Origin of the sequence: Paraburkholderia sp. Ac-20347, assembly GCF_017104805.1 — a bacterium.
In the GTDB taxonomy this organism is placed as follows: domain Bacteria; phylum Pseudomonadota; class Gammaproteobacteria; order Burkholderiales; family Burkholderiaceae; genus Paraburkholderia; species Paraburkholderia tropica.
The window spans coordinates 1-12,877 of the sequence record NZ_JAAGPN010000235.1 but is presented as its reverse complement, the minus strand read 5'-3'; the positions used below and the strand labels follow the sequence as shown (position 1 = coordinate 12,877).

Sequence of the window (12,877 nt, the reverse complement as noted above, 5' to 3'; positions counted from 1 at the left end):
TGGCCCGCGTGCCGGCCGACAGCCGCGGCCCGGCCATCCTCTCGCTGCAGTTGCTGCTTTCGCGCGGCCCGAATCGCTCCGGCGGTCTCGACGTGCTCAAGGCGCTGCTCGTCAACGACATGGACCGCCCCGAGGCGCAGCTCGCCATCGGCCGTCAGCAACTGCTCGCCGACGACGTGCCCGGCGCGCGCAAGTCGTTCGAACAGGCGCTCGCGAAGAAGAGCGACTACCTGCCCGCCGCGCTGATGCTCGTGCAAATGGGCCCGGAAGAGCGCACCGAAGGCATTGCGGCCATCGAGCAGTACGTCAAGCAGAATCCGAAGTCGCGCGACGGCCACCTTGCGCTCGCGCAGACCTACCTCGCGGCCAACCGCCTCGACGACGCGCAGAAGCAGTTTGAAATCCTGCACAAGTCCAAGCCGGACGACCTGATGCCGATGATGGCGCTCGCGCTCATCGACGTGCAGCAGAAGAAGTACGACGACGCGAAGAAGTATCTGGTTCAGTACGCGCAGGCGGCCGAAAAGGTCACGGGCGGCGATCCGGGCCAGGCCTACATCTACCTCGCGCAATTGTCGGCTGAACAGAAAGACGACGCGGGCGCCGACGCCTGGCTGAACAAGATCGGCCCGACCAGCCAGCAATACGTGCCGGCGCAGGTGATGCGCGCGCAACTGCTCGACAAGCAGGGCAAGGTCGACGACGCGCGACGCCTGCTCGCGGGCATCCAGAGCGACGATCCGCGCGACCAGTCGCTGATCGCGCGCACGGACGCCTCGATCCTGTTCGACGCGAAGCGCTATCCGGAAGCCGAAGCGCGCCTCGCGAAGGCCACCGCCGACTTCCCGGACGATCCCGATCTCACCTACGACTACGCGATGGCCGCCGAAAAGAACGGCCACTACGAAGTCATGGAAGCGCAGCTGCGCAAGCTGATCAAGACGCAGCCCGACAATCCGCAGGCCTACAACGCGCTCGGCTATTCGCTCGCCGACCGCAACCAGCGCCTGCAGGAAGCCGACCGGCTGGTCGAGAAGGCTTCGGCACTCGCGCCCGACGATGCGTTCATCATGGACAGCGTGGGCTGGGTCAAGTACCGCATGGGCGACACCGCCGACGCCATCAAGCTGCTGCGCAAGGCTTACAGCATGCAGCCGAACGCCGAGATCGGCGCGCATCTGGGCGAAGTGCTGTGGAAGAACGGCGACCAGGACGGCGCACGCCAGGCCTGGCGCGAAGCCCGCAAGCTCGAACCCGACAACGACACGCTCCTGAAGACGCTCCAGCGCCTCCAGGTCAACGATCTCTGATGGCCGATTCCCGACTCAGCATCCGTTCCGCCGTATTGCGCCCGGTTTTGCGCCCTGCCCTGCGCCTCGCGCCGGGCGCGGCGCTCGCCGCGTTGCTCGCTCTCGCGGGCTGCGCGACGCAGGCGCCGCACGAGCCGTCCACGGCGCGCGCCACGACCTCGCTCACCACGCAGACGAACCGCGCCTATCACGGCCGGTTCGCCGTGCAGTACAACGACCAGAACGGCCAGCAACGCAACGCGTACGGCAATTTCGACTGGCGTCAGACCGACACCACCGTGACCTTGCAGTTGCTCAATCCGCTCGGATCGACGCTCGCGATCGTCACGTCGGCGCCGTCGCAAGCCACGCTCGAACTGCCGAACAAGCCGCCGCTCACCGCCGACAACGTCGGCACGCTGATGCAGCAGGCGCTCGGTTTCGCGCTGCCGGTCGAAGGTCTGCGCTACTGGCTGCAACCGTCGGTCGCGCCGAGTTCGCGCGCACGCACGACCGCCGATCCGCAGAATCCGCAACGCCTTTCGCAGATCGAGCAGGACGGCTGGACCATCGACTACATCGCTTACGCGGACGCGCCCGCGACCGGCGTCAAGCGCGTGAATCTCACCCGCGAAGATCCGCCGCTTCAGATCAAGCTCGTGCTCGACCAGTAAAATCCAGCACGACACGACCGGCGCGCGGCCCCGCCGCCGGTCAGGCAAGCCTCAACGCACCATGACCGAAACTCAAGACTCGCTGCGCGACTGCCTCGCGCCCGCGAAACTCAATCTCTTCCTGCACATCACGGGCCGCCGCCCGAATGGCTATCACGATCTGCAGACCGTGTTCCAGTTGCTCGACTGGGGCGACACGCTGCATTTCACGCGCCGCCACGACGGCCGCATCACGCGCACCGTCGAAGTCGAGGGCGTGCCGGCCGAGCACGATCTCACCGTGCGCGCGGCGAAGCTGCTCAAGGAACACACGGGGACCCAGGAAGGCGTCGAGATCGACATCGAAAAGCGTCTGCCGATGGGCGCCGGTCTTGGCGGCGGCAGCTCCGACGCGGCCACCACGCTGCTCGCGCTGAACCGCCTCTGGAAGCTCAATCTGCCGCGCCTCGAATTACAGGAACTGGCACTGAAACTGGGCGCCGATGTGCCCTTCTTCGTGTTCGGGAAAAATGCATTTGCGGAGGGTGTTGGCGAGGCGCTGGAATGTGTACAATTGCCCCCGCGTCATTTTCTGGTTGTGACGCCGCAGGTTCATGTCCCTACCGCTGAAATTTTTTCAGAAAAGTCGTTGACAAGGGACACAGAGGCCTGCACAATAGCAGTCTTTCTTGCACAGCAAGCAACGCAGAACGGATGGCCTGACAGTTTCGGCCGGAACGATATGCAAGCAGTTGTCGCAGGAAAATACGCGGAAGTAGCGCAGGTGATCAAGTGGTTCGAGAGCATCTCGAGCAGCACAACACCGGCGCGGATGACCGGATCGGGTGCAAGCGTATTCGCAGCATTCACCAGTCGGGCCGAAGCAGAAACGGTGCAAGCCAAACTGCAAGCGGAACATCCCACCTGGAGAAGCGCGGTAGCCTCGAGTCTGGACACGCATCCACTCTTCACTTTCGCGTCATAGTTTTGCGTGACTGATCGCTCTACCGGTCAGTCAGGCTAGAAGTTGAGTGTAGGGGAGTCGCCAAGTTGGTCAAGGCACCGGATTTTGATTCCGGCATGCGAGGGTTCGAGTCCTTCCTCCCCTGCCAAAAATTCTAAAAGCAGTTCGCCCAAGTAGTTCCTCTCGCCCCCCCAAAGTCCGCAGCAGGTGCATGATGAGCAGCCATGACGGCCTGATGGTTTTTACTGGCAACGCAAATCCCGCGCTTGCACAGGAAGTCGTCAAGATCCTCGGTATTCCCCTCGGCAAGGCTATGGTTAGCCGCTTCTCCGACGGTGAAATCCAGGTCGAAATCCAGGAAAACGTGCGTGGCAAGGACGTCTTCGTCCTGCAGTCCACCTGCGCGCCGACCAACGACAACCTCATGGAACTGATGATCATGGTCGATGCGCTCAAGCGCGCATCCGCAGGCCGGATCACTGCAGCCATCCCCTACTTCGGCTATGCCCGTCAAGACCGCCGCCCCCGTTCGGCGCGCGTCGCCATCTCGGCGAAGGTCGTGGCAAACATGCTGGAAATCGCGGGCGTCGAGCGGATCATCACGATGGATCTGCACGCTGACCAGATCCAGGGCTTCTTCGATATTCCCGTCGACAACATCTACGCAACGCCCGTGCTGCTCGGCGATCTGCGCAAGCAGAACTACGAGAACCTGCTGGTCGTTTCGCCGGACGTCGGCGGCGTGGTGCGCGCCCGTGCGCTCGCCAAGCAACTCGGTTGCGATCTCGCGATCATCGACAAGCGTCGTCCGAAGGCGAACGTCGCCGAAGTGATGAACATCATCGGTGAAGTCGAAGGCCGCACCTGCGTGATCATGGACGACATGGTCGATACCGCCGGCACGCTCTGCAAGGCAGCGCAAGTGCTGAAGGAACGCGGCGCGAAGCAGGTCTTCGCTTACGCCACGCACCCGGTTCTCTCGGGTGGCGCAGGCGAGCGTATTGCTGCTTCCGCACTGGACGAACTGGTCGTCACCGACACGATTCCGCTGGGCGCAGAAGCCCGCGCGTGCTCGAAGATCCGCGCGCTCACGAGCGCCGGCCTGCTCGCGGAGACGTTCTCGCGTATCCGCCGCGGCGACTCGGTGATGTCGCTGTTCGCAGAAAGCTAAAAAGAATTGACGCGCAGAGCGCGGTGTTCGCGAGAATGCCGCGCTTTTGCACGTAATCGGCGCGAACGGACGAAGGTTCGTGCTGCATCGCTGGGGGCCAGAAGACAGCCGTGCTGTCGACAAGGCCCCGTTTTACTGCCTGGTCGCGGGCAGTGCATTGGAGAATCACATGAAAGTCATCGCTTTCGAGCGTAACCTGCAAGGTACGGGTGCGAGCCGCCGCCTGCGCATCGCTGGCAAGACCCCTGGCATCGTTTACGGTGTCGGTTCGGAACCCCAGCTGGTCGAACTCGACCACAACGCGCTGTGGCACGCCCTGAAGAAGGAATCCTTCCACTCGTCGATCCTCGAGCTCGAAGTGGCAGGCAAGTCGCAACAGGTTCTGCTGCGCGACGTGCAATACCACCCGTTCCGTCAGCTCGTGCTGCACGTGGACTTCCAGCGCGTGGACCCGAACAAGAAGATCCACACGAAGGTGCCCCTGCACTTCATGAACCAGGAAACCAACCCGGCCGTCAAGCTGGGTGGCGCGATCATCTCGCACGTCCTCGCGGAAATCGAAGTGGTTTGCCTGCCGGGCCAACTGCCGGAATTCCTCGAAGTCGACCTGGCGAAGATCGAAGCTGGTCAATCGCTGCACGCCAAGGACATCACGCTGCCGGCAGGTGTGACGCTGGTTCCGCACATCGAAGCGGAAAACCCGGTCGTCGCGTCGGCACCGGTGCCGGCTGGCGCACAAGCCGCTGCTGAAGGCGAAGCAGCAGCTGAATAAGCTGCGGCAACAAGCCGATCCTCTCGATCCGTCTCAATAGAGACGGTCGACGTGACCCGCCGAGGTTCGCCCCGGCGGGTTTTTTTTCGCACTCTTTCATACACTTCCGTACACTTGCGGATCACGCTCCGGCCGCTGGCCGTCGAGCATTCAGCGATCTTGCAGGCGGAAACACCACCATGATCAGGTTGATCGTCGGGCTCGGCAATCCGGGCGCCGAATATACGGCGACGCGCCACAACGCGGGCTTCTGGCTCGTGGACCAGCTCGCGCGCGACGCCGGCGCGACACTGCGCGACGAGCGCCGCTTTCACGGCCACTACGCGAAGGCGCGCCTCTACGGCGAGGAAGTGCATCTGCTCGAACCGCAGACCTATATGAACCGCTCGGGCCAGTCGGTCGTCGCGGTCGCGAACTTCTTCAAGATCCTGCCCGACGAGATCCTCGTCGCGCACGACGAACTCGATCTGCCGCCCGGCACCGTGAAGCTCAAGCTCGGCGGCGGCAGCGGCGGTCACAACGGCCTGAAGGACATTTCCGCGCATCTGTCGACGCAGCAATACTGGCGACTGCGCATCGGCATCGGCCATCCGCGCGATCTGATTCCCGAAGGCGCGCGCGCGGGCGCCAAGCCCGACGTGGCGAACTTCGTGCTCAAGCCGCCGCGCCGCGAAGAGCAGGACGTGATCGACGCGTCGATCGAGCGCTCGCTCGCGATCATGCCCACCTTCGTGAAGGGCGAAACCGAGCGCGCCGTGATGCTGCTGCATCGCAACGGCTGAAACGGCGTTGCGCGGATAACCTTGCGTCAAGGTGCGCGCCGCGCGTCACGCGCGGCAGCACACGTCATATCGAATGAGTGAAGGAGAGCGTCTTGAGTCGTTTCTGGAGTGACATCGTCCACCGTCTCGTACCGTACGTGCCCGGCGAACAGCCGGCGCTCGCGCATCCGGTGAAGCTCAACACCAACGAGAACCCCTACCCGCCCTCGCCGCGCGTGCTCGACGCGATCCGCGCCGAACTGGGCGAGCACAGCGAGTCGCTGCGCCGCTATCCCGATCCGGTCGCGAAGAATCTGCGCGCCGCCGTGGCCGCGCATCACGGTCTGCGCGCCGATCAGGTGTTCGTCGGCAATGGCTCCGACGAAGTGCTCGCGCACGCGTTCCTCGCGCTGCTCAAGCACGACAAGCCGATTCTCTTTCCCGATATCACCTACAGCTTTTATCCGACCTACGCGCGACTCTACGAAGTCGAATACCGCACGGTGCCGCTCGACGAGCAATTCCGGATTCGCGTGGACGACTATCTGCAGCCGAACGGCGGCGTGATCTTCCCGAATCCGAATGCGCCGACCGGTCATGCGCTGCCGCTCGCCGAGATCGAGCGTGTGGTCGCGGGCAATCCGGATTCGGTCGTGATCGTCGACGAAGCGTATGTGGATTTCGGCGCCGAGTCGGCCATCGCGCTGATCGACCGCTATCCGAATCTGCTCGTCGTGCATACGACTTCGAAGTCGCGTTCGCTCGCGGGCATGCGCGTGGGCTTTGCGTTCGGTCACGCCGATCTGATCGACGCGCTCAACCGCGTGAAGGACAGCTTCAACTCATATCCGCTCGATCGGCTGGCGCAAGCGGCCGGCGTGGCCGCCTACGAGGACGTCGCGTACTTCCGCTCGACCTGCGAACGCGTGATCGCGAGCCGCACGCGCCTGAACGCGGCGCTCGAGGCGCTGGGCTTCGAGGTGGTGCCGTCGGCGGCGAACTTCGTGTTCGCGAAGCATCCGCAACACGACGCGGCCGGCATCGCGGCCAAACTGCGCGAAAAAGAAATCTTTGTGCGCCATTTCAAGCTGCCGCGTATCGATCAGCATCTGCGCATCTCGATCGGCACCGACGCCGAATGCGATACGCTCGTCGAGGCGCTCAAGGCCATCGTCGCTTGAGGCTCGTTGTGAGCCTTGTTGTGAGCCACGTTGGCCGCACATAAAAGCCGGACATAAAAAAACGCGCCCTCGGGCGCGTTTTTCGTTTGCAGCGTCGTCGTTGCGAGCAGGCTGCGGGCGGGCTGTGGCGCTCAGGCGTCCTTCGCCGCCGTCAGCGTCTCGTACTTCTGCATCAGCTGCTCCTGCGTTTCGAGGTGCTCGGGATTCTTCGGGATGCACTCCACCGGACACACCTGGATGCACTGCGGCTCGTCGAAATGGCCGACGCACTCCGTGCACTTGTTCGGGTCGATCACGTAGATTTCCGGGCCCATCGAAATGGCGTCGTTCGGGCACTCGGGCTCGCAGACGTCGCAATTGATGCACTCGTCGGTAATCATCAGGGCCATGCTGCCACCAACTTTGCTAGAAAAAACAATACATTATAGCTTTTCAGCCTTCTGCACGGTCGTGCGAAATTCCCCGAAATCCATGTTTTTGAGTTGCGGCTGAGTTGCACAGGTGTTGCAGATTTTGCAGCGCGCAAAGTCCAGATAGCACGCCATGCCATGAGCAACAAGACGTTTTCCGCACAATTGCGACGTTTGCGAGCCCGCGTGCCCGAACGACGCCATTTCGATGGGCCCGGAAATCGACGTGATCGCCAAGCTTAAAATATGATCAAAATAAAACTGGTAGCCTTGATGATGTGATCGGCGTCGCCACGTCTCGCGTTGTGGTCGAACCGACATCCAAGAGTCGACTTGCATATAGATGCAAACCGACTCTTGAGCGAGCAAGCCGTAAAAGTCTGCTCTAATCGACAAATAACCGTGTGGGCGAAGCGGACTACAGCTGCACCTGCAATCGCTCGTCCCGGTACCGGCGCACGATGATGTATTTCGGTGAACTGCACCATATAAATGGTCGTCCGGCGCGGACCGTACATCGACCGGCAACAAGAACGTGTGCGCCGGCAAGATCGTCGAGATCCGTGATGCCGAACGTCTGCAAGAAATCGTCTACGATATCCTCGAAGATTACGACGCTCGCACCGCTATACCGATCCGAAGAGTTGAGCCAAAGCTTGCCATCGGTCGTCCGGCCTACAGATGCAATCGGCCCCCAGTACAAGGCAAGTACGTCGTTGTGCCTCTCAGCACGAATTTCGTCAAAGCTCGTGACAATTTGTCTAACCGGCCCACCAACGAGGACTTCACCATCAGACTTATGCAGGTGGATTTGCCTGTCTGAATTACGGAACTCTGGGCTCTGCACAAGCCGTAGGAGAATCCTACGCAATGTGAAGTGTTGTGCCGATTGTCGGTTAGGCCCTCGCAACACATAAGTCCGCCCCCCGCCTTCACCGTCCCCCGTAGGCGGAGGCTGCACCGGTGTGACATCGATATTGCCACCAGACTCTTGGTCAAGATCTACGACGATCAAGTCGCCGCTTGCGACCTGCGCCTCAGCGACAGTCGCCTCGTTACGAGCTTCGCCGACAACGACATACTCAACGCGCAGATTGCATTGTGCTGTGTGGTGAGCACAAAAATGCGCTGGATGACCATGGGTGCTCTGCTTGCGAAACCAAGCAAACTCCCCACATTCGACGCACACTAGGTTGCGCCTCTCTTCTTCAAGTCTATCTCCGGGGAGCGCAGAAAATTTTGCCGCTTCCCATACTGTTCCGTCACCGCCTCTTGCGTACTGCATATTCCCGTCGTCATCCGCATAAGCTGAACGCTATGGACAGCAGCGGCCCTCTGCCAACCCGAATCGAGCAGCCATTCAAAGATTCGTGCGAGATTGAGGCCGGGACGCCCGCACGCTCAAGCAAGCCATTGCCCATACAAGCTGCTTGCCCTCTCTGAATGTCGGACGACGTTGCTTGAAACTTGAGCGTACTCACGCACTTTATGTCTAGTGCATAGAAGCTCTTGGTGCCCGCTTGAACGTCGTCGTAGCGAGCCGGACACATGTGATGGCGCCCGCTAATTGCGGAGAGGGCGAAAACAGCATCTCGTCGCCAGCAATTGTCGGTGCAACCGACAATTTTCCCTATGGCTTGCCAAACGAGCCGCCACGCATTTTGCTGCCCTGCTCGACACCTGCGCTGCCTCAAGCTCAAGCGCAGCGCCAGAACGCCGTTAAACCGATTTGACCACACTGCGTTTTACCTTCTCAAAACTTCTCCCGCGTCCCATGACTGACATCGCACTCACTCGAAAATTCGGCGAACCTTTCCCTATCTTTGACTCAATCGCAGCGGCATGCGACGCGATCATTAAGGCGGCGTTTCGGCTCTATGTTGTGATGAACCCGGATCATTCGGCGGACGACTTTCTTAGAGAAGTTCTTATGCCGATAGCTCAGTCGTCGACTGAAAATCCGGCACAGATCGAAGTCGAAGTATTCAAAAATCACACCGAGCATTCGTTCCTCATCTACATGCGGGCGATCTGCCAGGCGTGTGCCTATGTGCAGGAAGCAAAAAATGCTCACAGTGCGGGCAACGAACATCAAGGATGGTCCCATATCGCCAACGCACATTATCTGCTGGGTTTTGCAGAAGGTGTGTTCGCCTTGGAGCCGGCACTAGTCGGTGTCATTTCCGCGCGCAGCAAGGCTGGCTCCACCAAACGCAATGCTAGATACGAACCCCTGCGCGAACATGCCCGTGAGCTAGCCGCGACCGGCAAATATCAGAGCAAACGCAATGCCGCTCTATCGATCAAAGAAGCGGTTCTGTCAAAGGCAGCGGATCTCAACATCGAACTCTCGGAAAACCAAGCCGAACGCACTATCACTGGCTGGCTGGACGGTATGACGTTTGCCCGCAGACAGCGAACGACTTGCTAGCAAACGGTGTACGACTTGCCGGCAAACGGTAAACGTTAGCCAGCGCGGCGGCTATTATCGAAACTCACTCCGAAATAAAGTTCATTTCGTCGATTCACAGAACGACAATTAAATTAACTTTATAAGGAGTATGTAATGGAAAATATTAATGTTACCGAAATCACCACGCGGGAACTGGATACCAGTTCCGCAAAGGAATTTTCGGTTGACAAGTCCAATCTGAAAAAGGCTCTTGAGGGATCCAAGCAATTGGATAAATCTAAATTCAGTTCGAACAAGCTGGATTCACAAGATGAGAATGTGGTGATTCCTCTTCTTAAAGAGGAGTTGGACAACCTCAAGATGCACGGTGAGTCAATCAGAAAAAATATCGACACCTATCACGGAAAGATCCAGCAAGCCGCAATTGACTCACTTGCAAAATGCCTCGGAATTCGTCAGAAATTTTTTAGAATCGACAACACACTGCTTCAGGACAAAATCTACGCCGCTTTGTACGAGAAGGCAATGGGCGAGCCATTCAAGAAGAAGCGGAAGAATACAACAGAATACCATTTGATTTCGCGAATTTACCGTGGAGAAGAGCGGAGACAAGCATCCTCCGATGCACTCATCCTCCAGCGCGCCAACAAGGCAGGTCAAACCGAACAGACGTTTTCTGAATGGGTATTGGCTGAAAATGGGCTTGACGAAATTCGCCGTAAAATTACGAAAGAACGACGGAAAGAAAAGCCTGTCGAAACTCCGAAAATCGACAAGTACAAAGTCAGCGAGTGTTTTTTCTCGGCGTTGAATGATATGAATTCAGCCGAACTCGTTATTCATATTAAATCAGTTAGTAGAGAGCGGCTTTCCGATGTAATTGAAGAATGGAACATCCCAACTGCGGGAAAATTGACACCGATTATTATCCGCCCGCTCATCGATGGATCGTATTCAATCTCGAGATTCGATATGTACCTCGGGGAGAAGCCCCCCAAGAATGATTATTTGTAACACACATGGCAACGTCTGTTGACCAGACAATTTAATTATCAAAATATCGCTTGATGCGCCAATAACCCCTCGCTACCCTCCTTTTATCCCGGCATCTCATACGATGCCGCTCCGATAAAGTACGTAGCAAGGGGTTTAATGTTCGCAATCACACACTTTCACAATTTCATGTCGCTGTATCAAGGGCGGTACGCTACCGCCCTTGCAAAATCGCTCGGCACGTCGGTATTCGCAGCAAAGGCGCTCGACATCGGGCTATCCGCCGGCGAAATCTCGCTCGATAAACTCCATTTACTACTCGGTTGCAGTCGCGGGCAGGCAGTCGGTACCGCCTTCGATCTTCAAGAGGAGGGCCTAGCCCGTGTCATTGGATCCACAAAAGGCCAGAGCGGCGAATACTTCCTCGTGCCGATAGATGCGCGGTGCGAAGCTGCCCGCCTCCATCGCGCCAAGTTGGAACGACTCGGCCGGGACATGGACCTGTCCGATGCTCTAGAAAAGATTCTGCCTGCCGTGCAAACGATCTTCATTGAAGCTCTGTCTGTGATGGAGGCGAGGCAATTCAGGCGATAACGCCATCGGTCCCGCCTACCATCGATCCCAGTAGTCAGCGCCATATTGATCCGCGTTCCGCAACGCGGCCGTATACCTCAGGCGACAGAGCCTGACACCGGAGACCCTCATTTTGCCGTTCGGCTTTCCAAAGAATGCCTCCAGTTCGCGATACGCGGACACGCCTCTGTCGAACGGAAGATCAATATAAATCTGCCCGCGATAAGACATGATTAACGCCGGAACCTCCGCGTGACTGCAAGGCTCCCACTCGATCCGCCGCTTGTCGAGCCACTCAATGATCTGCTGTCGCATAGTAAGTCGAGGCCAGTCGAACCCTGCAACGAGACAGCCGCGCTTTCCTTTGGCATCGACTCGATAGAATTCGATGAATAACACGTCTCGGCGCTTCTTGCGGGCAATGGCATCAATGTGCTCGAAAATCGCTGACACGACTCATATGACCCGCGCCAGTATCCGCCGTTGAGCCTGATACTGGATGTTCTGCGCATCACCTTGCAGTTCCTCAAGCGCTTTCATCAGCACGTCCTGATACAGCGGTAACAGCGACGCCAACTGCTCGGTAACTCCGGCCTCCGCTGCCAGATTGAACACCAGCTTGTCATATCCCTCGAACCCGAAAAGTCGCCCCCGTATCGGCTTCAACACCCGCTGACGATTGTCGTCACCCTCTTCCGATATCTCGATGTAACCGAGATGTTGCAGGTCAAATGCAGCGCCGATGACCTGCCCCTGACTTCCGCCAAGGATGCAGCCCAACTCGTGGAGGGTCATGCCAGGAAACGTTCGAACCAAGCACAAGGCTCGCGCGGCCATAGGCGTCATCTGCAATGCATGGCCTAGCGCCGATGCGCGGCAGCTTTCGTAGACCGACATGAATGTGTGGAACTGGGAAAGTGAATCGCTCGTTGTCATAGGCTATTGATTTTTCGAAACAAAATCTTCCGAGCGGCTTTTTCTTGTGCCCCGACCGCTCACGCAACCTCTGTACGATACGAAAACGGCCTCGAAAATTCAACCATTTTGGAATTAAACATTCCTTTCAGGATGTTCATCTCTATTGGAATGAAGTCGACCATATCGTCCTATGAGCAATCGTTCCGCCCCAATCACCGACGACACCCAGGACATGCTGCTAGCTGCCCGCGTCGGGACCGCCATTGCCGAACAACGACGCGCACGCGGACTGACCCAAGCCAAGCTTGCGGAAATGATCGATCTAGAGCAGGAAGCCATCAGCAGGTGGGAACGAGGGACGCGTGTACCGACGTTGCATCGCCTTCAACAACTCAGCGATGCGCTGGACTGCTCGGTAGACCAGCTATTGCAGCGTGGCTCGAAGCGGCCGGACGACCAGATGGCCGTGATCGCGGACGCACTTGAGGGTCTGGATAACGACGAGCGCCTGCTCGTCGTGAATTTCGTTCAGCAACTCGCCGAAATGCTGAGGACAAAGCATCGCAGCAAGAGTACTCGGCGCAAGTAGCAAGACTAGATTCGAAGGCTATCAGGGCTGGATCTCAAGCTGTGGCAAGAGACCGAGTTCGGCCGATTCTGTTGAAAAACTCGCCCGCCGCTGGGATTGTTCGCTATCCTGGAAGACATCGATCGACGGGGGATACGTCATGATGGGTCATCAGGGTGGCGTGCAGAACCAGCTCTTCTATTCGTTCAAC

General features: G+C 58.7%; 15 protein-coding genes, 1 tRNA gene and 1 pseudogene. 13 read left to right on the top strand and 4 right to left on the bottom strand.

Annotated elements, in window-relative coordinates; all coding sequences use genetic code 11:
* The 8 genes from G3N97_RS30315 to hisC form a co-directional block, all read left to right on the top strand.
* On the top strand, positions 1 to 1,310 hold a 1,310-nt coding region (locus tag G3N97_RS30315; protein ID WP_205996621.1), incomplete at its 5' end, for a tetratricopeptide repeat protein.
* Positions 1,310 to 1,963: a lipoprotein insertase outer membrane protein LolB gene (gene lolB, locus G3N97_RS30310; protein ID WP_205996620.1), complete on the top strand. Its 654-nt coding sequence runs from the start codon at positions 1,310 to 1,312 to the stop codon at positions 1,961 to 1,963. The genes G3N97_RS30315 and lolB, both read left to right, overlap by 1 nt.
* A 61-nt stretch (positions 1,964 to 2,024) precedes the next feature.
* A complete protein-coding gene (gene ispE / locus G3N97_RS30305) occupies positions 2,025 to 2,927 on the top strand; it encodes a 4-(cytidine 5'-diphospho)-2-C-methyl-D-erythritol kinase (RefSeq protein WP_205996619.1) in 903 nt (300 codons plus the stop codon).
* A gap of 50 nt (positions 2,928 to 2,977) precedes the next feature.
* Positions 2,978 to 3,054, top strand: a tRNA-Gln gene (locus tag G3N97_RS30300).
* Between the two features lie 66 nt (positions 3,055 to 3,120).
* Positions 3,121 to 4,077: a ribose-phosphate pyrophosphokinase gene (locus tag G3N97_RS30295; RefSeq protein WP_027815686.1), complete on the top strand. Its 957-nt coding sequence runs from the start codon at positions 3,121 to 3,123 to the stop codon at positions 4,075 to 4,077.
* A gap of 169 nt (positions 4,078 to 4,246) precedes the next feature.
* Positions 4,247 to 4,849, top strand: a complete 603-nt coding sequence (locus G3N97_RS30290; protein ID WP_065062193.1) for a 50S ribosomal protein L25/general stress protein Ctc — start codon at positions 4,247 to 4,249, stop codon at positions 4,847 to 4,849.
* A 179-nt stretch (positions 4,850 to 5,028) separates the two neighbouring features.
* A complete protein-coding gene (gene pth, locus G3N97_RS30285) occupies positions 5,029 to 5,631 on the top strand; it encodes an aminoacyl-tRNA hydrolase (protein WP_205996618.1) in 603 nt (200 codons plus the stop codon).
* A 92-nt stretch (positions 5,632 to 5,723) separates the two neighbouring features.
* Positions 5,724 to 6,791 carry a histidinol-phosphate transaminase gene (hisC, locus tag G3N97_RS30280; RefSeq protein ID WP_205996617.1) on the top strand — a complete coding sequence of 356 codons (1,068 nt, stop codon included), beginning with the start codon at positions 5,724 to 5,726 and terminating at the stop codon, positions 6,789 to 6,791.
* A gap of 131 nt (positions 6,792 to 6,922) precedes the next feature.
* Here hisC and G3N97_RS30275 read toward each other — a convergent pair whose 3' ends face one another.
* Positions 6,923 to 7,180: a YfhL family 4Fe-4S dicluster ferredoxin gene (locus G3N97_RS30275; RefSeq protein WP_205996616.1), complete on the bottom strand. Its 258-nt coding sequence runs from the start codon at positions 7,178 to 7,180 to the stop codon at positions 6,923 to 6,925.
* Positions 7,181 to 7,364: 184 nt separating this feature from the next.
* Between G3N97_RS30275 and G3N97_RS30270 the strand changes: the two are divergent.
* Positions 7,365 to 7,433 (top strand): annotated as a pseudogene (locus G3N97_RS30270) (4Fe-4S binding protein); the annotation flags it as partial.
* A 186-nt stretch (positions 7,434 to 7,619) separates the two neighbouring features.
* Here the strand turns inward: G3N97_RS30270 and G3N97_RS30265 are convergent.
* Positions 7,620 to 8,486 (bottom strand): hypothetical protein, encoded by an 867-nt coding sequence (locus tag G3N97_RS30265; RefSeq protein WP_205996615.1) that lies wholly within the window; start codon positions 8,484 to 8,486, stop codon positions 7,620 to 7,622.
* 489 nt (positions 8,487 to 8,975) lie between these two features.
* On the opposite strand from G3N97_RS30265, the gene G3N97_RS30260 reads away from it, so the two are divergent.
* The 3 genes from G3N97_RS30260 to G3N97_RS30250 all read left to right on the top strand — a co-directional run bounded on the left by G3N97_RS30260 (position 8,976) and on the right by G3N97_RS30250 (position 11,201).
* Positions 8,976 to 9,632 carry a hypothetical protein gene (locus tag G3N97_RS30260; RefSeq protein ID WP_205996614.1) on the top strand — a complete coding sequence of 219 codons (657 nt, stop codon included), beginning with the start codon at positions 8,976 to 8,978 and terminating at the stop codon, positions 9,630 to 9,632.
* A 135-nt stretch (positions 9,633 to 9,767) separates the two neighbouring features.
* A complete protein-coding gene (locus G3N97_RS30255) occupies positions 9,768 to 10,628 on the top strand; it encodes a hypothetical protein (RefSeq protein WP_205996613.1) in 861 nt (286 codons plus the stop codon).
* A 138-nt stretch (positions 10,629 to 10,766) separates the two neighbouring features.
* The gene (locus G3N97_RS30250) at positions 10,767 to 11,201 is read left to right on the top strand and encodes a hypothetical protein (RefSeq protein WP_205996612.1); all 435 of its coding nucleotides are present in this window, start codon (positions 10,767 to 10,769) and stop codon (positions 11,199 to 11,201) included.
* 15 nt (positions 11,202 to 11,216) lie between these two features.
* On the opposite strand, the gene G3N97_RS30245 is transcribed toward G3N97_RS30250, so the two are convergent.
* Both G3N97_RS30245 and G3N97_RS30240 read right to left on the bottom strand, forming a co-directional pair.
* Entirely contained in the window at positions 11,217 to 11,633 is a 417-nt protein-coding gene (locus G3N97_RS30245; RefSeq protein ID WP_205996611.1) for a hypothetical protein, read from the bottom strand.
* A gap of 3 nt (positions 11,634 to 11,636) precedes the next feature.
* A complete protein-coding gene (locus G3N97_RS30240) occupies positions 11,637 to 11,975 on the bottom strand; it encodes a MarR family transcriptional regulator (RefSeq protein ID WP_241030922.1) in 339 nt (112 codons plus the stop codon).
* A gap of 313 nt (positions 11,976 to 12,288) precedes the next feature.
* Here G3N97_RS30240 and G3N97_RS30235 point away from each other — a divergent pair, with 313 nt between their 5' ends.
* The gene (locus G3N97_RS30235; protein WP_205996609.1) at positions 12,289 to 12,687 is read left to right on the top strand and encodes a helix-turn-helix domain-containing protein; all 399 of its coding nucleotides are present in this window, start codon (positions 12,289 to 12,291) and stop codon (positions 12,685 to 12,687) included.
* Positions 12,688 to 12,877 lie beyond the last annotated feature (190 nt).

What these genes read in the sequence shown, in the direction of transcription:
- G3N97_RS30235 (WP_205996609.1), top strand. Translation starts at nt 12,289, where the DNA reads ATGAGCAATCGTTCCGCCCCAATCACCGACGACACCCAGGACATGCTG.
- G3N97_RS30275 (WP_205996616.1), bottom strand. Translation starts at nt 7,180, where the DNA reads ATGGCCCTGATGATTACCGACGAGTGCATCAATTGCGACGTCTGCGAG.
- G3N97_RS30265 (WP_205996615.1), bottom strand. Translation starts at nt 8,486, where the DNA reads ATGCAGTACGCAAGAGGCGGTGACGGAACAGTATGGGAAGCGGCAAAA.
- G3N97_RS30290 (WP_065062193.1), top strand. Translation starts at nt 4,247, where the DNA reads ATGAAAGTCATCGCTTTCGAGCGTAACCTGCAAGGTACGGGTGCGAGC.
- lolB (WP_205996620.1), top strand. Translation starts at nt 1,310, where the DNA reads ATGGCCGATTCCCGACTCAGCATCCGTTCCGCCGTATTGCGCCCGGTT.
- G3N97_RS30240 (WP_241030922.1), bottom strand. Translation starts at nt 11,975, where the DNA reads ATGACCCTCCACGAGTTGGGCTGCATCCTTGGCGGAAGTCAGGGGCAG.
- G3N97_RS30295 (WP_027815686.1), top strand. Translation starts at nt 3,121, where the DNA reads ATGAGCAGCCATGACGGCCTGATGGTTTTTACTGGCAACGCAAATCCC.
- G3N97_RS30260 (WP_205996614.1), top strand. Translation starts at nt 8,976, where the DNA reads ATGACTGACATCGCACTCACTCGAAAATTCGGCGAACCTTTCCCTATC.
- G3N97_RS30250 (WP_205996612.1), top strand. Translation starts at nt 10,767, where the DNA reads ATGTTCGCAATCACACACTTTCACAATTTCATGTCGCTGTATCAAGGG.
- pth (WP_205996618.1), top strand. Translation starts at nt 5,029, where the DNA reads ATGATCAGGTTGATCGTCGGGCTCGGCAATCCGGGCGCCGAATATACG.
- ispE (WP_205996619.1), top strand. Translation starts at nt 2,025, where the DNA reads ATGACCGAAACTCAAGACTCGCTGCGCGACTGCCTCGCGCCCGCGAAA.
- G3N97_RS30255 (WP_205996613.1), top strand. Translation starts at nt 9,768, where the DNA reads ATGGAAAATATTAATGTTACCGAAATCACCACGCGGGAACTGGATACC.